Source organism: Roseomonas sp. 18066 (assembly GCF_902706185.1).
GTDB lineage: Bacteria > Pseudomonadota > Alphaproteobacteria > Acetobacterales > Acetobacteraceae > Pseudoroseomonas.
Genome location: NZ_CACSJM010000016.1, coordinates 13,502 through 31,523, shown reverse-complemented (window position 1 = coordinate 31,523; position 18,022 = coordinate 13,502). Strand labels below are relative to the sequence as shown.

Annotated in this window: 16 protein-coding genes; 1 reads left to right on the top strand and 15 read right to left on the bottom strand. The window is 70.9% G+C overall.

Annotated features, from left to right (window positions below; all coding sequences use genetic code 11):
* Positions 1 to 88 precede the first annotated feature (88 nt).
* From lpxD to rpsB, 11 genes are all read right to left on the bottom strand, one after another.
* Entirely contained in the window at positions 89 to 1,135 is a 1,047-nt protein-coding gene (gene lpxD, locus GVN67_RS05305) for a UDP-3-O-(3-hydroxymyristoyl)glucosamine N-acyltransferase (RefSeq protein WP_159993542.1), read from the bottom strand.
* Between the two features lie 5 nt (positions 1,136 to 1,140).
* Entirely contained in the window at positions 1,141 to 1,875 is a 735-nt protein-coding gene (locus GVN67_RS05300; protein ID WP_235034961.1) for an OmpH family outer membrane protein, read from the bottom strand.
* A gap of 62 nt (positions 1,876 to 1,937) precedes the next feature.
* Complete coding sequence (bamA, locus tag GVN67_RS05295) at positions 1,938 to 4,271, bottom strand: outer membrane protein assembly factor BamA (RefSeq protein WP_159993538.1); 2,334 nt, start codon at positions 4,269 to 4,271, stop codon at positions 1,938 to 1,940.
* Between the two features lie 342 nt (positions 4,272 to 4,613).
* Complete coding sequence (gene rseP, locus GVN67_RS05290) at positions 4,614 to 5,714, bottom strand: RIP metalloprotease RseP (RefSeq protein ID WP_159993598.1); 1,101 nt, start codon at positions 5,712 to 5,714, stop codon at positions 4,614 to 4,616.
* Between the two features lie 130 nt (positions 5,715 to 5,844).
* Positions 5,845 to 7,020 (bottom strand): 1-deoxy-D-xylulose-5-phosphate reductoisomerase, encoded by a 1,176-nt coding sequence (gene dxr / locus GVN67_RS29925; RefSeq protein WP_235034960.1) that lies wholly within the window; start codon positions 7,018 to 7,020, stop codon positions 5,845 to 5,847.
* Positions 7,011 to 7,904 (bottom strand): phosphatidate cytidylyltransferase, encoded by an 894-nt coding sequence (locus tag GVN67_RS29920; RefSeq protein ID WP_235034959.1) that lies wholly within the window; start codon positions 7,902 to 7,904, stop codon positions 7,011 to 7,013. The genes dxr and GVN67_RS29920 overlap by 10 nt, the downstream gene beginning before the upstream one ends.
* Before the next feature lie 3 nt (positions 7,905 to 7,907).
* A complete protein-coding gene (uppS, locus tag GVN67_RS05280; RefSeq protein ID WP_159993534.1) occupies positions 7,908 to 8,705 on the bottom strand; it encodes a polyprenyl diphosphate synthase in 798 nt (265 codons plus the stop codon).
* Between the two features lie 8 nt (positions 8,706 to 8,713).
* The gene (frr, locus tag GVN67_RS05275; protein ID WP_159993532.1) at positions 8,714 to 9,286 is read right to left on the bottom strand and encodes a ribosome recycling factor; all 573 of its coding nucleotides are present in this window, start codon (positions 9,284 to 9,286) and stop codon (positions 8,714 to 8,716) included.
* A 39-nt stretch (positions 9,287 to 9,325) separates the two neighbouring features.
* Entirely contained in the window at positions 9,326 to 10,045 is a 720-nt protein-coding gene (gene pyrH / locus GVN67_RS05270; protein ID WP_159993530.1) for a UMP kinase, read from the bottom strand.
* Positions 10,046 to 10,325: 280 nt separating this feature from the next.
* Entirely contained in the window at positions 10,326 to 11,237 is a 912-nt protein-coding gene (gene tsf, locus GVN67_RS05265) for a translation elongation factor Ts (protein WP_159993528.1), read from the bottom strand.
* A 32-nt stretch (positions 11,238 to 11,269) separates the two neighbouring features.
* Positions 11,270 to 12,148 carry a 30S ribosomal protein S2 gene (gene rpsB, locus GVN67_RS05260; RefSeq protein WP_159993526.1) on the bottom strand — a complete coding sequence of 293 codons (879 nt, stop codon included), beginning with the start codon at positions 12,146 to 12,148 and terminating at the stop codon, positions 11,270 to 11,272.
* A gap of 241 nt (positions 12,149 to 12,389) precedes the next feature.
* Between rpsB and GVN67_RS05255 the strand changes: the two genes are divergently transcribed.
* Entirely contained in the window at positions 12,390 to 12,908 is a 519-nt protein-coding gene (locus GVN67_RS05255) for a GNAT family N-acetyltransferase (protein WP_159993524.1), read from the top strand.
* 280 nt (positions 12,909 to 13,188) lie between these two features.
* Here GVN67_RS05255 and GVN67_RS05250 read toward each other — a convergent pair whose 3' ends face one another.
* The 4 genes from GVN67_RS05250 to nuoN form a co-directional block, all read right to left on the bottom strand.
* Positions 13,189 to 14,847 carry a ribonuclease J gene (locus GVN67_RS05250; RefSeq protein ID WP_159993522.1) on the bottom strand — a complete coding sequence of 553 codons (1,659 nt, stop codon included), beginning with the start codon at positions 14,845 to 14,847 and terminating at the stop codon, positions 13,189 to 13,191.
* 85 nt (positions 14,848 to 14,932) lie between these two features.
* Positions 14,933 to 15,751 carry a type III pantothenate kinase gene (locus GVN67_RS05245; protein ID WP_159993520.1) on the bottom strand — a complete coding sequence of 273 codons (819 nt, stop codon included), beginning with the start codon at positions 15,749 to 15,751 and terminating at the stop codon, positions 14,933 to 14,935.
* Between the two features lie 45 nt (positions 15,752 to 15,796).
* The gene (locus tag GVN67_RS05240) at positions 15,797 to 16,522 is read right to left on the bottom strand and encodes a biotin--[acetyl-CoA-carboxylase] ligase (RefSeq protein ID WP_159993518.1); all 726 of its coding nucleotides are present in this window, start codon (positions 16,520 to 16,522) and stop codon (positions 15,797 to 15,799) included.
* An 80-nt stretch (positions 16,523 to 16,602) separates the two neighbouring features.
* Positions 16,603 to 18,021, bottom strand: a complete 1,419-nt coding sequence (gene nuoN / locus GVN67_RS05235; RefSeq protein ID WP_159993516.1) for an NADH-quinone oxidoreductase subunit NuoN — start codon at positions 18,019 to 18,021, stop codon at positions 16,603 to 16,605.
* Position 18,022: the final 1 nt, after the last annotated feature.

Sequence of the window (18,022 nt, the reverse complement as noted above, 5' to 3'; positions counted from 1 at the left end):
CGTCTGTCCTGGGCGCCCGGTCGGCGCCGCGCTCTGTTCCGCAGTTCTCTCCAGGCGCCGGGCCCTGGCCGGGTCCGCGCCTGCAGCCTCAGTCCTCGCCGGGTGGCTTGGCGGCCGCCGGCTTGCGGGCGCCGAGCTTGCGCAGATACAGCGCGGCGCGCAGCGCGTCCTTCACCGGCATGGCAGGGGAACCCGTGACGTCCTGGCCCGGGGCCACATCGCCCTGCACGCCGGCCTGGGCGCCGATGCGCGCCTTGCTGCCGATGCTCAGATGCCCGGTCAGCCCGGCCTGCCCGGCGATGGTCACGTAATCGCCAAGCCGGGTGGAGCCGGAGATCCCCACCTGGGCCACGATCACGCAGCCCCGCCCGGTGACCACGTTGTGGCCGATCTGCACGAGGTTGTCGAGCCGCGTGCCCGGGCCGAGCACGGTGTCGCCCAGCGCGCCGCGATCGACGCAGGAATTGGCCCCCACCTCCACCTCGTCGCCCAGGATGACCCGGCCGAGTTGCGGAATGGTGACGAAGCGCCCCTCCGGCGTCGGCGCGAAGCCGAAGCCTTCCTGGCCGATGCGGGCGCCGTGATGGAGGGTGACGCGGTGCCCGGCCAGGCAGCAGATGACGCTGGCATGGGCATGGATGCGGGCATCGTCGCCGAAGACCACGCCGGGCCCGACCAGCGCATGCGGCCCGACCAGGCAGCGGGCGCCGAGCTCGGCGCCGTCGCCGATCACGGCATGGGGCCCGATCTCGCAGCCCTCGCCCAGCACGACATCGGCGCCGATGCTGGCGGTCGGGTGGATGCCGGGGCGCAGCGCGGGGCCGGGATGGAACAGCGCCGCGACGCGGGCGAAGGCCAGCTGCGGCGAGGCCACCACCAGCGCCGCGCAACCCGGCGGCACGGAGGCTGCCAACTCCGCTGTCAGCAGCACGGCGCCGGCGGCGCTGGCGCGCAGCGCGTCCAGATGCTTGCGGCCGTCGAGGAAGGCGATGTCTTCCGGGCCGGCCTCGGCCAGCGGGGCCACGCCGCGGAAGGACCGCGCCGCCACCCCCTCCTCGATGCGCGCGCCGGCGGCGGCGGCGATCGCCGCCAGCGGCTGCGGGCCCGAGGACAGGTGGAAGCGCGGATCCGCCATGGCGGTCAGTTCCGCCGCGGCGCCTGACCCTGGCCCTGGGCGCCACCGGCCGGACGCGCCGCCGCGGGGGCGGCCGCAGGCGTCGCTTCCTCGGGCGCCACGGCCACGGCCTTCAGCACCTTGTTGAGCTGGGTCGAGACCTCTTCGGTCAGGTCGAAGGCCGGCTCGTTGAAGATGACCACCGGGCGCGGCAGCACCAGGTTGACCTTGCGGCTGGCCGAGACCTGGCGGATCACCAGGGCCAGCGCCCGCTCGATCTCCTGCAGGCTCTGCTGCGCCGCCTGCTCGATGTTGCGGCTGCGGTCGCGGAAGATGCGCTGCGCGTCGGTCACCCGCTCCTGCAGGTCACGCTCCTTGGTGCGCAGCTCCTCGGGCGAGAGGGTGGCGCGCTGGTTGGCCAGCTGCTGCTGCTCCTCGCGCCAGCGGCCCTGCTCGCGCTGCAGGTCATCGTTCAGCTTCTGCCGGCGCTTCTCGATCTCTTCCCGCACCGCGTTGAAGGCGGTCGAGTTGCGCTGCACCTCGGGCACGTCGACGATGCCGATGACGGCCGCCGGCGGCGGCTCGCCGGGCGGCAGCGGCGACGGATTGGCCTGCACCGGCCGCTGCGCCGGCTGCTGCTGGCGCGGCGCCTGGGCGGGCCGCTGCTGCGGCGGGGCCGACTGCTGCTGCTGGTTGGGAACGAACCACTGCTGTTGCTGCTGCGCCAGCGCCTGGCCGCCCGCCAACAGGGTGGACGACATCAGGATCGCTGCAAGCGCAGCAGGTGCGCGACGCGCCATGCTCGAAACTCCGTAGGATAGGCTCAGAAGCGCGTGCCGAAGCCGAAGCGGAAGACCTGCGTCTCGTCGTAGGACTTCTTCACCACGGCCTGCGCCAGATCGACGTTGATCAGGCCGAAGGGGCTGCGCCAGGAGATGCCGACGCCGGCGCCGACGCGGGGCGCGGAGTCATCGGCGATATTGGGCCCCGAGGTGCCGCCGCTGAGCGAGCCGACATCGACGAAGGCGCGGCCGAGCAGGCCGAGCTCGGAGGGCACCGGCAGCGGGAAGCGCATCTCGGTGCTCTGCGTCCACATGGTGCGGCCGCCCAGCGCGTCGTCCGTCGAGGTGTCGCGCGGGCCGACGCCGGCCACCGCGAAGCCGCGCAGGTTCTCGCCGCCGAGGAAGAAGCGATCGATGATGCGCTCCTGCTTGCCGCCGTAGTTGAACATGTGGGCGACGCCGGCCGAGAGCGCCAGCACGTAGTCCGGATCGCCCAACAGCCGCTCGAAGGGCACGAAATAGCTGCCGTCGAGGCGGGTGCGGATATAGGAGACATCGCCGCCGAGGCCCGCGACGTCGGTGCCCAGGCGCAGCACATAGCCTTCATGCGGGTCGAGGCGCGAATCGCGGGTGTCGTAGGTCAGCGTCTGGCCGATCTGCGACAGCACCGTGACGCCCTGCTGCTCGCGGATGTAGCGCGAGGCGTCCTGGTTCACGTTGAAGACGTTGCGGCGGGACAGGGTATAGGCCCAGCTCTGCCGCAGCCGCTCGTTGAACTCGTAGCCGGCGCGCAGGCTGAAGCCGACGCGGCGCTCCTCGTAGCCCGAATAGTCGGTCAGGTCGCGGACCACGTAGAAGGCGTCGGCGCCGACCGACAGGTTGCGGTCGAGGAAGGACGGGTCGGTGACCGACAGGTCGACCTGGCTGCGGCGCTGCGCGATCGTGGTGTTGGCGCGCGCGTCGATGCCGGTGCCGAGGATGTTGCGCTCGCGCAGGCCGAGATCGGCGAGCGCGCCGGCATCGGTCGAATAGCCGCCGCCGATCGAGATCTCGCCGGTGGCGCGCTCGGAGACATTGGTGTTCAGCGTCGTGCGGTCCGGCGTCGGGCCCGGCACCTGGTTGATCTGCACGTCGTTGAAATAGCCGAGGTCGCGAATGCGCTGGCGCGAGCGGCGCACGGCCGCGGCGTTGAAGGCGTCGCCCTCGGCCAGCCGCATCTCGCGGCGGATGACGCGGTCCTGGGTGCGGGTGTTGCCGGTGATGTCGATGCGATCGACATAGACCCGGGTGCCCTCGGTCGCCGCGAAGACCAGGTCGATGGTGTTGGTGTCGCGGTTGCGCGTGATCTTCGGCTCGACATCGACGAAGGGCGCGCCGGCGAGGTTGCCCTCGTCGATCAGCGTCTGCTCCATCCGCTCGATGGCGTCGCCGTCATAGACGTCGCCCGGCTGGATGGTCATGACGCGCTGCAGCCGCTCGGCGGTGACGTTGCGCAGGCCGGAGGTGATCTCGACCTTGCCCAGCCGGTAGCGCGCGCCTTCCTTCACCGTGTAGGTGACGAAGAAGCCGCTGCGGTCGGGCGACAGCTCGGCGGTGGAGCCGGTGACCTCGACATCGGCATAGCCCTGGCGCTGATAGTAGCGGCGCAGCAGCTCGCGGTCGAAGTTCAGCCGCTCCGGCTCATAGGTGTCGGAGGAGCTGAAGGGGCGGTACCAGGCGGCCTCGCGCGTGGAGACGATCTCCTTCAGCCGGCTGTCCGAGAAGGCCTCGTTGCCGACGAAGTTGATGCGGCTGACCAGCGCGGCATCGCCCTCGGTGATCTCGAAGACCAGGTCGACGCGGTTCTGGTCGAGCTCGATGACCTTCGGCTCGACGCGGGCGGCGAAGCGGCCGCGGCGGGCATAGAGCTCCAGCAGCTTCTGCCGGTCGGCCTGCGCCGTCGCCGGCGTGAAGACGGCGCGCGGGCGCAGCGTCAGCTCCGGCCGCAGCGTGTCGTCGGACAGCTTGCTGTTGCCCTCGAAGGCGACCCGGTTGACGATCGGGTTCTCCTGCACCTTGACCACCAGCCGGTCGCCCTGGCGCGTGACCTGCACGTCGCGGAACAGGCCGGTGGCGAACAGGGTGCGCAGGCTGCGGTCCTGCCGGTCGGTGTCGAAGGCATCGCCCGGCTGCAGCAGCATGTAGGAGCGGATGGTGTCCGCCTCGATGCGCTGGTTGCCCTGCACATCGATCGCCCGGACCATCCCGGTCGCGGGCGCCGTGGCGGCGGGGGCCCCGCGCCGCGGCGGGTTGCGCGTCTGCGCCGCCGCGTCGGGCGGCAGCAGGACGGGCACGAGGCAGGTGGCGGCGAGCAGGATGGCGCGGGTAGCGTGCAAAGGTCGGATCCGGGGCCGGTTGATGGAGGCCAAATCGATGGTCCGCCGGAAACGGAGCGTCCCGGGCGGCCGGAGACTAGCCGGTAAAAAGCGCGCCCGCCACCCCCTTGAAAAGAGCAGGGTTAACGTCGGCTGGCGGACGGTCTTTGCACGAAGGGTTAAGGCAGGCGGCCCTTTGCCCGCAGGCCCCGCGGGGCGGTCGGGGTGGTGGCGGCGGCCGAAGCCGCCACCGAGTCGGCGGCCAGGCCATGATCGGCGCGAAGCCGCGCCGATCATGGCCTGGCCTCTTGCCTGAGCGGGTGATTCACGCCTGTCGACGAAGCCGTCTCAGGCGATCACACGCTAGCCGATCAGCCCCGAGACCCAGCGCCCCAGCGCCGAGGCGCCGAGGTCGTTGAAGGTGGCGAAGACGAAGATCGCCATCAGCAGGGCGAAGCCGGCGCGGAAGCTGTATTCGACGGTGCGCGGCTTGGCCGGCTTGCCGCGGATCGCCTCGACCGCGTGGAAGACCAGGTGGCCGCCATCCAGCATCGGGATCGGGAACAGGTTCATCAGCCCGAGGTTGATCGACAGCACGGCCACGAAGGACACCATGCTGGCGATGCCGAGCTGCGCCACCTGGCCGGAGATCTGGGCGATGCGCAGCGGCCCGCCGAGCTCGTCCAGCCCGCGCTTGCCGGTGATCATCTGGCCCAGCGCCACCACGGTCTGCGCGGTGACGTCCCAGGTCTGCACCACGCCGGCGACCAGGCCGGAGACCGGGTCCATGCGGCGGAATTCCGGCGCGCCGCCGGAAATGCCGAGCAGGCCGACGGTCGCGCCATTCACCTCGCGCGCCTCGGGCGTCGCGGTGATGCTGCTCTCCTGCCCGTCGCGGCGCAGGCGGATCTGCACCGGCTGGCCGCCGCGCGGCTGGATATGCGCCTGCACCTGGTCGAAGCGCTCGACCGGCTGGCCGTCCAGGCTGAGGATGCGGTCGCCGGCGCGCAGGCCGGCGCGGTCGGCGGCGGAGCCGATATTGACCTGCCCCACATCGGTGGTCGGCACCGGCTGCCCGACCGTCGCGTAGAGCAGCCCGAACAGCACGATGGCCAGCAGGAAGTTGGCGGCGGGGCCGGCGGCGATGACGATGGCGCGGTCGCGCACCGGCTTGGCGTGGAAGGTCTCGCCCGGGCGCCAGGTGGCCTGCTGCTCGGGGGAGGCATCCTCCGGCCCTTCATGGCCATGCAGCTTCACATAGCCGCCGAGCGGCAGCCAGGAGAGCCGCCATTCGCAGCCGCGCTTGTCGGTCCAGCTGCGAATGGCGCGGCCGAAGCCGATGGAGAAGACCTCGACATGCACGCCGCGCCAGCGCGCGGCCAGGTAGTGGCCCATCTCATGGATGAAGACCAGCACGCCGAGCACCACCACGAAGGCCAGGGCCGAGCGGAGCGAATCATTCACGAAGTGCAGCAGGGAGTCCAAGGTCGCGTCTCCTGCCCGCGGCCATCGGACCGGCGGGGCTTGGGCAAGCGGCGGGTCGGGCCGCCCGATCAGTCAACTCGTCAGCCGGCGCGCTTGGCAGCGCGGGTCGTCAAGCAGCGCGCTTCGCGGCGCGGGCCGCGGCATCCTGCCGCGCCGCCGCATCCAGGGCCAGGACATCCTCCAGGCTGCCGGTGGCCGGCGCGCCGAGGGCGGCCATGCTTTCCTCGACCACCACCGCGATGTCGAGGAAGCCCAGGCGCCGCGCGAGAAACAGGCCGACCGCCGCCTCATTGGCCGCGTTCAGGATGGTGGGGGCGCCACCCCCCGCCCGCAAGGCCTCGCGCGCCAGGCGCAGCGCCGGGAAGCGGGTGGTGTCGGGGGCGAAGAAATCCAGCCGCGCCAGCGCCGCCAGGTCCAGCCGCGGCAGGTCGACCGCCATGCGGCGCGGCCAGGCCAGGGCATGGGCGATCGGCGTGCGCATGTCCGGCGTGCCGAGCTGGGCCAGCAGCGAGCCGTCGCGATACTGCACCAGCCCGTGGACGGCCGATTGCGGATGCACCAGCACCTCGATGCGCGGCTCGGGGATGGGGAAGAGGCGCGCGGCCTCGATCAGCTCCAGCCCCTTGTTCATCATGGTGGCGCTGTCGACGGAGATCTTGGCGCCCATCGACCAGACCGGGTGGCGCACCGCCTGCTCCGGCGTGGCCCGCGCCATGGCCTCCAGGCTCGCCTCGCGGAACGGGCCGCCGGAAGCGGTCAGGATGATCTTCTCGACCGAGCCCGGCGCCTGCGCGTCGAAGGCCTGGAAGATGGCGTTGTGCTCGGAATCCACCGGCAGCAGGGTCGCGCCCCCTGCCCTGGCGGCGGCCAGGACGAGCTCGCCGGCGCAGACCAGCGCTTCCTTGTTGGCCAGGGCCAGGGTGCCGCCGCGGGCCAGCGCCGCCAGCACCGGCTGCAGCCCGGCCGCGCCGACGATGGCGGCCATGGTCCAGTCGGCCGGCATGGCAGAGGCCTCCAGCACCGCGGCGCGCCCGCCGGCGCAGGCGATGCCGCTGCCGGCCAGCAGCGCGCGCAGCTCGGGCAGGGCGCTCTCGGCGCCGACCACCGCGATCGCGGGGCGCAGGCGCCGCGCCTGCTCGGCCAGGCCCGCGGCATCCTGGCCGGCGACCAGGGCGACGACGCTGAATTCACCAGGTGCGGCGGCATCGAGCAGCGCCACGGTGCTGCGGCCGACCGATCCTGTGCTGCCCAGGATGGTGACCCGGCGCGGGGAACTCACCGCCACAGCGGCACGCCATAGCCGACGGCGAAGGCCAGCAGGGCGGCGACCGGGGCCGCGGCCAGCAGCCCGTCCAGCCGGTCGAGCACGCCGCCATGGCCAGGGATCAGCATGGAGGAATCCTTGACGCCGAAATGCCGCTTCACCGCGCTTTCCAGCAGGTCGCCAAGCTGGGTGGCGATGCCCAGCAGGGCTGCCACCGCCAGCACCTTCAGCACCGCCGGATTGCCCGGCACCAGCCAGTCGGCCGCCAGCCAGCCCACCAGCATCGAGCTCAGCAGCCCGCCCACCGCGCCGGAGCGGGTCTTGCCCGGCGAGATCGAGGGCGCCAGCTTCGGCCCGCCGACCAGCCGGCCGACGATATAGGCGCCGATATCGGAGGCCCAGACAACGAAGATCAGGAAGAAGACATTGCCGCGGCCCGCCTCGTTGTCGTGCCGCAGCTCGATCAGCGCGATGCCGGCCAGGCCGATATAGAGCACGCCCAGCGCCAGCCAGCTGGCCGGCGGCGGCGTGCCGCCGCGGCGGCGCAGCCGGGGCGCTGCGACCCAGGTGGCGACGAAGCCGGCGAAGAGGATCACCAGCCCCGGGATGGGCTGGCCCAGCACGGCGGCGGCGCAGGCCAGGCCCACCACCACCGGCACCGTGACCCCCGGCCAGGCGCGGCTGCGCAGCCCGCACATCCGCACCCATTCCCAGGTCAGCAGCGCGATGGCCAGCGTCATCAGCGCGGTCCAGGCCGCGGCGCCCAGCCAGATGCAGAGAAGCGCCCCCGGCCCGAGCACGGCGGCCGAGATCGCGCGCTTGCGCAGGTCACGCCAGCGGCGCGCGGGCTCGGCCGCGGCGGAACCCGCCGGCGGCTCGGGCATGACGGGGGGCGGCAGGGCCATGGCTCAGCCCGCGCCGACGCCGAAGCGCCGCGCCCGGCGACGATATTCGACCAGCGCCTGGTCCAGATGCGCCGCTTCGAAGTCGGGCCACAGCACATCGAGGAAGACAAACTCGGCATAGGCGGCCTGCCACAGCAGGAAGTTCGACAGCCGCTGCTCGCCGGAGGTGCGGATGATCAGGTCCGGGTCCGGCATGCCCGCCGTCGACAGCCGCGCGGTGATCGCCGCCTCGTCGATGGCGGCCGCGTCCAGCCGGCCGGCCGCGACCTCGGCCGCCAGCGCCCGGGTGGCGGCGGCGATCTCGGCCCGCGCGCCATAGGAGAGTGCCACGGTCAGGTTCAGCCGGGTGTTGTGGGCGGTGGCCGCCTCGGCCTCGGCGATGGCGGCCATGGTCTCGCGGCCGAAGCGCTCGCGCTCGCCGATGACCCGCAGCCGCACGCCGTTCTTGGCCAGGGTGCTGACCTCGTGCCGCAGATAGAGGCGCAGCAGCCCGGTCAGGTCGCGCACCTCGTCGGCCGAGCGCTGCCAGTTCTCCGAGGAGAAGGCGAAGAGAGTGAGCCAGCCGATGCCGGCATCGGCGCAGGCCTGGACGGTGCGGCGCACCGCCTCGACCCCCGCCTTGTGGCCGAGCGCGCGCGGCAGGGAACGGCCGCGCGCCCAGCGGCGGTTGCCGTCCATGATCAGGCCAATATGCACCGGGTCCCCGGCGATACCCGCCGGGTTGGGCGATGCGATCCCGGCGGCCGAGGAAGCCGCGAGGGCGGCGCCGGCTGCAGGCTGGTTGAAGGGCGCCGCGCTCATGCTTCCGGTCAGACCGCCTTGATGTCCTTTTCCTTCTCGGCCAGCAGCTCATCGACCTTCTTGATCGTCTGGTCGGTCAGCTTCTGCACCTCGTCGGACCATTTCGCCGCGTCATCCTTGCCGATCTCGGACTTCTTTTCCCAGGCCTTGATCTGCTCCATGCCGTCGCGGCGCACGCCGCGGGCGGCGACCTTGGCGGCCTCGGCATAGCGGGCGGCCTGCTTGGCCAGCTCGTTGCGGCGGTCCTGGGTCAGCGGCGGCAGCGGCACGCGGATGGTCTGGCCCTCGGTCTGCGGGTTCAGGCCGAGGCCGGAGTCGCGGATGGCGATCTCGACAGCCTTGGCGGCCTGGCGGTCCCAGACCTGCACCTGCAGCATGCTGGGCCCGCCCACCGAGATATTGGCGACCTGGTTCAGCGGCTGGTTCGAGCCATAGACCTCGACGCGGATCGGCTCCAGCAGCGCGGGCGACGCGCGGCCGGTGCGCAGCCCGACGAATTCCTTCTTCAGCACATCCAGCCCCGACTCCATGCGGCGGGTGATGTCCTGCTTGAGCGTGGTCAGATCGGCAGGTGCGGCCATGGCGCGGCTTTCCTTCTCGCTAGGCTCAGTTCTCGAGGATCAGAGGTCGACGACGGTGGTGAAGCGGCCCTCGCCCTGCATCACGGCGGTGAAGGCGCCCGGCTCGTGGATGTTGAAGACGATGATCGGCAGCTTGTTCTCGCGCGCCAGGCTGATCGCGGCGGCGTCCATCACCGCCAGGTCGCGCGCCAGCATGTCGAGATAGGTCAGCGTCACGTAGCGCTCGGCATTCGGGTTCTTGCGCGGGTCGGCGGAATAGACGCCGTCCACCTGCGTGCCCTTGAACAGGGCGTCGCAGCGCATCTCGGCGGCGCGGAGCGCTGCCGCGGTGTCCGTCGTGAAGAAGGGGTTGCCGGAGCCGGCGGCGAAGACCACGACCCGGCCCTTCTCCATGTGCCGCTCGGCACGGCGGCGGATGAAGGGCTCGCAGACGCTGCTCATCGGGATCGCCGACTGCACCCGCGTCGGCACGTCGAGGCGCTCCAGCGCGCTCTGCATCGCCAGCGCGTTCATCACGGTCGCCAGCATGCCCATGCTGTCGGCCTGGGCGCGGTCCATGCCGGAGGAAGCGCCGGCGACGCCGCGGAAGATATTGCCGCCGCCCACCACCACGCAGACCTCGACACCGAGGGCCACGACGCTCTTGATGTCCTCGGCGATGGCGCGGACCGTGGCATTGTCCAGCCCGTAGTCGCGATTGCCCATCAGCGCCTCGCCGGACAGCTTCAGCAGCACGCGCTTGTAGATCGGGGCGGTCATGATGCGGGCTCCGGCGGCAGTTGGCGACGATAGGGGCGCGGCACGATAGGCACGGGCCGAAGGGGCGGCAAGCGCGGTCGCGGCGTCGGGCCGGCCGGGCCGCATCAGAAAACCGCGGGCGGCACCGTTTGCGCCGCAGCATCGGCGGCGGCGGCGGCGCCTTCCCGGCCTGGGCTTCCGCGACGCGGAAAGCCCCCGGGCGTCAGCCCGTCAGGCGGCGGGCAGAAAGAGGGGGGCGCCGGCCTGCGCCAGCACCCCCTTCCCCATTCTGCGACGCAGATCAGACCGTGCCGGCGGCGGCGGCGACTTCGGCGGCGAAGTCGCTGGTCTGCTTCTCGATGCCCTCGCCCAGCTGGAAGCGGGCGAAGCCCGTCAGCTTGGCGCCGGCCTTCTGGACCACGGCCTTCACGCGGCTCTCGCCGTCATGCACCCAGACCTGCTCCAGCAGCACCACTTCCTCGTAGTACTTGCGGACGCGGCCTTCGACCATCTTCTCGATGATGGCGTCGGGCTTGCCGGAGGCGCGGGCCTGCTCGGTCAGCACCGCCTTCTCCCGCTCCAGCGCGGAGGGGTCGACGGCGGAGACGTCGAGGCTGTCCGGACGGGCGGCGGCGACATGCATGCCGATCTGGCGACCCAGGGTCTCCAGCGCCTCCAGCTCGGACGCGGCCTCGAGGGCGGCGATGACGCCGATCTTGCCCAGGCCCGGCTTGATCGCCGAGTGGACATAGGTCGCGACCACGCCCGAGGGCACGGCCAGCCGCTTGGCGCGGCGGATCGTCATGTTCTCGCCGATCGTGGCGATCAGCCGGGTCAGCTCGTCCTGCACCGAATGGGTGGTGCCCGGATAGGTCGCCGCCTTCAGCGTCTCGACATCGTCGCCGACCGAGAGAACCAGGCCCGCCACTTCCGCGACGAAGGTCTGGAACAGCTCGTTGCGGGCGACGAAGTCGGTCTCGGCATTGATCTCGACCAGGGCGCCGACCTGCGGGCCGGTGGCGGTGCCCACCAGGCCTTCGGCAGCGACGCGGCCGGACTTCTTGGCGGCGGCGGCAAGACCCTTCTTGCGCAGCCAGTCGATGGCGGCCTCGGCGTCGCCGCCGTTCTCCACCAGGGCCTTCTTGACGTCCATCATGCCTGCGCCGGTCTTGTCGCGCAGGTCGCGGACCATCGCAGCGGTCACCTCAACCATGGATCAGCTCCTGTCCTGTCTCGACCCGACGTTCAGGCCTGGGGGGCCACGGGGGCGTCGGCGCCGCCGACGGCAGCCTCGGCCTCGGCGACCGCATTGCCCTCAACGCCCTCGACCACCGGCGGTTCCGCCGACAGGTCCGACGGCAGCTCCGCGGACACCTCGCCCGGCAGCTCCTCGGACAGCTCCTCGGAAGCGCCGAGATCGACGCCCGAGGCCTGCAGCTCGGCGCTGATGCCGTCGAACACGGCGCCGGCGATCAGGTCGCAATACAGGTTGATGGCGCGGATCGCGTCGTCATTGCCCGGGATCGGGTAGGCCACGCCCTCGGGATCGGCGTTCGAATCGACCACGGCCACGACCGGAATGCCCAGCTTGTTGGCCTCCTCGATCGCCAGCTTCTCCTTCACCACGTCGATGACGACGATGATGTCGGGCAGGCCGCCCATCTCGCGGATGCCACCCAGCGCGCGGTCGAGCTTCTCGCGCTCGCGCGTCAGCATCAGGACCTCTTTCTTGGTGAGGCCCGAGGTGCTGCCACCGAGCTGCTCGTCCATCTGCTTCAGGCGCTTGATGGAGCCCGTGATGGTCTTCCAGTTGGTCAGCATGCCGCCGAGCCAACGGTGGTTCACATAGTACTGGCCGCAGCGGGTCGCGGCTTCCGCCACATACTCGGCCGCCGCCTTCTTGGTGCCGACGAACAGCACGCGGCCGCCGCCGGCGACGACGTCACGGACGGCGCGCAGCGCGCGGTCCATCATCGGCACGGTCTGCTGCAGGTCGAGGATGTGGACCTGGTTGCGGATCCCGAAGATGTAGGGAGCCATCCGCGGGTTCCAGCGGCGGGTGTGGTGGCCGAAATGGACACCGGCCTCGAGCAGCTGACGCAGGGAAACTTCGGGCATCGCCATGCTGGCGGTCCTTCCTTCAAAACACGTCCGGTTGAGCCTCCGCGGCGCTACCCCCTGGTGAAAGGGGACCGGACCCTCATCCCGGATGGGACGGAAGGGCGCACCGCGTGCGGATTTGCCCGCCCAGGGGACGTCCCGGGCCGGCGCGGCGGGATATAGAGGGCAAGGCCGCGGCTGGCAAGGAATGGCTGCCCGCGCCCCCTATGCCGACAGCGCGGGGGACGGCAGACTGCGCCCCGCCATGCCCCGCCTGACGCTCCGCCCCGCCCAAGCCAGCGACGCCGAGGCCCTGATCGCGGCCAACCGCGAAAGCCGCGCCCACCACGCGCCCTGGGTCGAGCCCTTCACCGACCGCACCGGCTTCGACGCCTGGTTCCAGCGGCAATTGACCGGGCCCAACCTGGGCCTTGTCGCCCTCGAGGCGCGCTCGGGCGGCATCGCCGGGGTGATCAACCTGAACCAGATCGTCGGCGGCGCCTTCCAGTCGGCCTTCCTGGGCTATTACGGCATGGCCCGCTTCGCCCGGCAGGGGCTGATGACCGAGGCGCTTGGCCTGGCCATGGCCCATGCCTTCGGCCCGCTCGGCCTGCACCGGCTGGAAGCGAATATCCAGCCGGGCAACGCCGCCTCCCGCGCCCTGGTGCAACGCCTGGGCTTCGAGCTGGAAGGCCTGTCGCCGCGATACCTGCAAATCGGCGGGCTGTGGCGGGACCATGAGCGGTGGGCTGTGCTGGCGGATGAAGAGACAGGGACCAGGTAAGGTCGGGGGAATGAATTCCCCCGCGCAAACGTATACGTTTGCGCCATCTTTTTTCTATCTGTTGGCCGTGGCGGGACCTGTGCCTCGCCACCAGCGACACCAGGGCATCAGGGCGGGACGCCATCATACAAAAACAGCGCGACCTTGAAGGTCGCGCTGTGGTTGGGCCGTGGCGCATACTGTCCCCACGTGGACACGGCAGTCCGAAAGAAAAAAGAAGGGGTCCAGGGGAATTCATTCCCCTGGCCTTTCCCTGGCCTTTCCCTGATATTTCCTGTGCTCAGACCCGCAGCAGATGGATCTCGACGCTCGGCCGCTTCCGCAGGCGGCGGCCCAGCGCCTTGCGCAGCGCCGTGCGGGCCGCGTCGCGCAGCAGGTCGTCTTCCTGCTTCAGCGCCGGCGGCAGGTCGCCCACCACCCGGGCCAGCTCGTCGGCGATCTGGCCGGGCTCGGCATCCGCCATCTCGAACAGGCCGGGGGCCGAGACCTGCGGGTTGCCCAGCACGCGCCCCTGGCGGTCCACCGCCAGCGAAGCGACGACGACGCCGTTGAACAGCATCCGCCGCCGGGCGCCCAGCACCCCGCCTTCCAGCGGCAGCAGCCGGTCGCCATCCACCACCAGCTGGCCGGTCGGCACGCCCTCGACCACGTCGGGGGCGGCGTTGCTGCCGCTGGAGGCCAGGCGCAGCACGTCGCCATCCTCGACCAGCACCGGCGTCGAGCCCATCTCACGGGCCAGCGCCGCATGCTCCTGCAGGTGGCGCCACTCGCCATGCACCGGCACGGCGTAGCGCGGCTTGACCAGGCTGTAGAGCTTCTTCAGCTCGTCACGCGCAGGGTGGCCGGAGACGTGCACCATGTGATCGTCGGCCGTCATCACCTTGCAGCCGCCGCGCGCCAGCTCGTCCTGCATGCGCAGGATGGCGCGCTCGTTGCCCGGGATCATCCGCGACGAGAAGATCACCGTGTCGCCCTCGCCCAGCGAGATGCGCGGATGGGTGTCGGCGGCGATCTTGGCCATGGCCGAGCGCGGCTCGCCCTGGCTGCCGGTGCAGATGATCAGCAGGTTGTCGTCGGCCACGTCGTCCGCGTCATCCTCGTGGATGAAGGGCGGCACCGCGGGCAGGTAGCCGCATTCGCGCGCCGAGGCCTCGGCGTTGCGCAGGCTGCGCCCGAACAGCGCCACCTGGCGGCCGGCGGCATGGGCGGCGAGCGCGATGCTCTCGATCCGGGCGATGTTGGTGGCGAAGCAGGTGACGGCGATGCGCCCCTTCAGCTGGCGGATCAGCGCCGTCATGCTGCGGCGGACATCGCCCTCGCTGCCGGAATGGCCTTCGACCAGCGCATTGGTGCTGTCGCAGACCATGGCCAGCACGCCCTCGCGCCCGAGGGCGGCGAAGGCGGCCTCATCGGCCGGCTCGCCGACCAGCGGGTCGGGGTCCAGCTTCCAGTCACCGGTATGCAGCACCGTGCCGTGCCGGGTGCGGATGGCGATCGACTGCGGCTCCGGCACCGAATGGGTGACGCGGATGAACTGCAGCGCGAAGGGGCCGAGCTCGATGCTGCCGCTCAGCGGCACGGTGTGGATCTTCACCTGGCCCAGCAGCCCGGCCTCCCCCAGCTTCCGGCGCAGGACGGAGGCGGTGAAGGGGCTGCAATAGATCGGGCAGCGCAGCTGCGGCCACAGCGGCGCGATGGCGCCGATATGGTCCTCATGCGCATGGGTGATCACCAGGCCGAGCAGCTTGTCCTTCCGATCGGCCAGCCAGGCCGGGTCGGGCACCATGACCTCGGCTTCCGGCTGCTCGGACCCGCCGAAGCCCAGCCCGCAATCGACCGCCAGCAGCTGGCCGTCGCAGCGGTAGACGTTCAGGTTGAGTCCGATCTCCCCCGTCCCGCCAAGCGGGATGAAGGCCAGGTCTTCTTGATGGAATTGCATCGATACTCGCCAATGGATAGCCGTTTGACAGGGGATAGGCGCGTCGTCATTGCCCCTTGGGGCAGATAGAATGGCCTTCGCATGCTCAATCACCCTCCGGGCGGAGCGCGTCAGGCAAACTTGTACGCTGGAAAATGGGGTCGGGATTGCGTTCCGCCAACAGGCGGAGCCCTTCCAGCGTGATGTCGGGGTCGGTGATCTGCAGCACGGGCGTGCCCTCGGCGAACAGCGGGGCCAGCCCACCGGTGCCGATAACCTTCAACGCGCCCCCATGCTCGGCGCGGATTCGGGCAACGATACCTTCCACCAGACCCACATAACCCCAGAAGATACCGGATTGCATCGCCGGAACGGTGGCGGTGCCGATCACGGATTGCGGACGGCCGATGCCGATCCGCGGCAGCCGGGCCGCCGCCTTGTGCAGTGCCTCGATCGACAGGGTGATCCCCGGCGCGATGACCCCGCCGCGATAGCCGCCATCGGCATCCACCACGTCGAAGGTGGTGGCCGTGCCGAAGTCGATGACGATCAGCGGCCCGCTATAGTGGTAATGCGCCGCCAGCGCATTCAGCAGCCGGTCGGCGCCCACCTCGTCCGGCTGGTCGACGCGGATCGGGAAGCCCCAGTCCAGCGGCGCCCGCGCCACCAGCGGCTCGCAGCCGAACCATTCGCGGCACAGCCGGCGCAGGTTGTACAGCGCCGCCGGCACCACCGTCCCCAGCACGCAGCGGTCGATCTGCCCGGCCCGCAGCCCGACATGGCCGAGCAGCGCCAGCAGCCAGACGGCATATTCGTCGCTGGTCCGCTCCGCATCGGTGCGGATCCGCCAACGGCCACGCCATTCCGCCCCATCATGGATGGCGAAGACGACATTGGTGTTGCCGGCATCGATGGCGAGCAGCATGCGGCCTGTTCCTGGCAGGGAGGGCACCGGGCGGAAACCGCCGGTCTAGCCGCTGATCTCGCCAGAAGATACGGCAACCAGCCCTTCGGTGCTGCATAGCAGCAATCGCCCGTCCTCGGCGAGGCCGGCATAATGCCCGGCCCGAAGCCGCCCGGCCTGCGTCACGGTCAGCGCAGCCCCCTGCGCCGGGCCCCGCGCCATCCAGGCGGCGCGCACCGGCGCGAAGCCTTCGGCCGCCTGCACCCCCCGCCAGTGGTCCAGCGCCCCCAGCAGCGCCCAGGCAAAGCGGGTGGGCGACGGCGGGGCCACCCCCTGCCCGGCCAGGCTGGCGGTCGGGCGGTCAGGCAGCGGCGGCGCCTCGGCCAGGTTCACGCCGATGCCGAAGGCCAGCCAGGCGATGCCCCCTGCCCCGTCCGGCGCCGCCTGGGTCAGGATGCCGGCCGCCTTGGCGCCGCCCAGCAGCAGGTCGTTCGGCCATTTCAGGCGCAACACCCCGGCGTCAGGCAGATAGCCGGACACGGCATCGGCCAGGGCGACGGCGGCCAGCAGCGACCACTGCGGCAGCTCCCGGGCGAGGCCAGAAGGGCGCATCAGCAACGAAAGAAAAAGATTGCCCCGCGGGGAGCGCCAGGGGCGGCCCTGGGTGCCGCGGCCGGCACTCTGCGCCAAAGCCAGCACGGCCAAGCCGTCAGCTTCGCCAGCCGACGCCCCCGCCAGCACCACGTCCTGCGTGCTCGGCAATTCCTCATGCACACTCAGGCGCCACGTCATCCCAGAACCCCAGATACAAAAAGGCCGGGGGGAAAGAATTCCCCCCGGACCCCCCATCTTCTTTCTGTCGAGAAAGAAAGTCAGCCGAGCAGAGCCGCCACCGCCGCCTGCGCCGCAGCCAGGAACGGCGCGGGGAACAGGAAGAAGAAAGTGGTGAACAAACCCGTGCCGGCCAGCACCACCGACAGGCTCGCCGGACGCGGATCCAGCGCCTCGCCGGCATCGAAGAACATCACCTTGATGACACGCAGGTAATAATAGGCCGAGACCGCCGAGCTCAGCACGCCAACCACCGCCAGCGTCCAGAACCCGCCCTGCACCGCCGCCAGGAAGACGTAGAGCTTGCCGAAGAACCCGGCCAGCGGCGGAATGCCCGCCATCGACAGCATGAACAAGGTCATCGCCAGCGCCATCGCCGGGTCGGTCTTGCCCAGGCCCGCCAGGTCGTCGATCCCCTCCAGCGCCCGGCCCTTGCGGCGCATGGCGATCAGCACCGCGAAGGCGCCGACATTGGTGAACAGGTAGATCGCCATGTACAGCAGCAACCCGCGCACGCCGAGCTCGCTGCCCACCGCCAGGCCCATCAGCGCATAGCCGACATGGCCGATCGACGAATAGGCCATCAGCCGCTTGATGTTCTTCTGGCCGATCGCCGCCAGCGCGCCCAGCACCATCGAGCCGAGCGAGCACAGCACGATCACCTGCTGCCACTGCGCCACCAGGTCGCCGAACGGACCGGCGGCCACGCGCACCAGCAGCGCGATAGCGGCCACCTTCGGCGCCGAGGCGAAGAAGGCGGTCACCGGCGTCGGCGCGCCCTCATAGACGTCGGGCGTCCACATGTGGAACGGCACCGCCGAGACCTTGAAGGCCAGCGCCGCCAGCACGAAGACCAGCCCGACCACCAGCCCGAAGGGCGCGCCCTCCGAGGAGGAGATCGCATCCGCGATGCGGTCGAAATTGGTCGTGCCGGAGAAGCCATAGATCAGGCTCGACCCGTAGAGCAGCAGGCCCGAGGCCAGCGCGCCGAGGACGAAGTACTTGAGGCCGGCTTCCGAGGAGCGCTCGCTGTCCCGGTTGAAGGCGGCAATGACGTAGAGCGACAGCGACAGCAGCTCGATGCCCATATAGAGCGCGATCAGGTCGTTGGCCGAGATCATCACCATCATGCCGATGGTGCTGAACAGCAGCAGCAGGGGGAACTCGAACTTGGCGAGCCCCTCCTTCTCGTTCCAGTCGATCGCCAGCAGCACGCCCAGCGCCGCGCCCGCCACCACCAGCAGCTTCATGAAGCGGGTGAAGGCATCGGCGACATACTGGCCGTTGAAGGCATTGCCCTCCGGCTGCGCCAGCACCAGCACGCCGGCCAGCAGCAGCCCGCCGAGCACGCCCATGCTGACGCCGAAGGTCGTGTCGCGCTTCGGCAGCACGCCGGCGACCATGGCGACCAGCCCGACCAGCGCCAGCGCCAGCTCGGGGAGGATGAGGGTCCAGTTCATG

Excerpts from the sequence above, each read along its gene's own strand:
- lpxD (WP_159993542.1), bottom strand. The coding sequence starts at position 1,135 with ATGGCGGATCCGCGCTTCCACCTGTCCTCGGGCCCGCAGCCGCTGGCG.
- GVN67_RS05300 (WP_235034961.1), bottom strand. The coding sequence starts at position 1,875 with ATGTCGTCCACCCTGTTGGCGGGCGGCCAGGCGCTGGCGCAGCAGCAA.
- GVN67_RS29920 (WP_235034959.1), bottom strand. The coding sequence starts at position 7,904 with ATGGCCCTGCCGCCCCCCGTCATGCCCGAGCCGCCGGCGGGTTCCGCC.
- uppS (WP_159993534.1), bottom strand. The coding sequence starts at position 8,705 with ATGAGCGCGGCGCCCTTCAACCAGCCTGCAGCCGGCGCCGCCCTCGCG.
- frr (WP_159993532.1), bottom strand. The coding sequence starts at position 9,286 with ATGGCCGCACCTGCCGATCTGACCACGCTCAAGCAGGACATCACCCGC.
- pyrH (WP_159993530.1), bottom strand. The coding sequence starts at position 10,045 with ATGACCGCCCCGATCTACAAGCGCGTGCTGCTGAAGCTGTCCGGCGAG.
- tsf (WP_159993528.1), bottom strand. The coding sequence starts at position 11,237 with ATGGTTGAGGTGACCGCTGCGATGGTCCGCGACCTGCGCGACAAGACC.
- rpsB (WP_159993526.1), bottom strand. The coding sequence starts at position 12,148 with ATGGCGATGCCCGAAGTTTCCCTGCGTCAGCTGCTCGAGGCCGGTGTC.
- GVN67_RS05255 (WP_159993524.1), top strand. The coding sequence starts at position 12,390 with ATGCCCCGCCTGACGCTCCGCCCCGCCCAAGCCAGCGACGCCGAGGCC.
- GVN67_RS05250 (WP_159993522.1), bottom strand. The coding sequence starts at position 14,847 with ATGCAATTCCATCAAGAAGACCTGGCCTTCATCCCGCTTGGCGGGACG.
- GVN67_RS05245 (WP_159993520.1), bottom strand. The coding sequence starts at position 15,751 with ATGCTGCTCGCCATCGATGCCGGCAACACCAATGTCGTCTTCGCCATC.
- GVN67_RS05240 (WP_159993518.1), bottom strand. The coding sequence starts at position 16,522 with ATGACGTGGCGCCTGAGTGTGCATGAGGAATTGCCGAGCACGCAGGAC.
- nuoN (WP_159993516.1), bottom strand. The coding sequence starts at position 18,021 with ATGAACTGGACCCTCATCCTCCCCGAGCTGGCGCTGGCGCTGGTCGGG.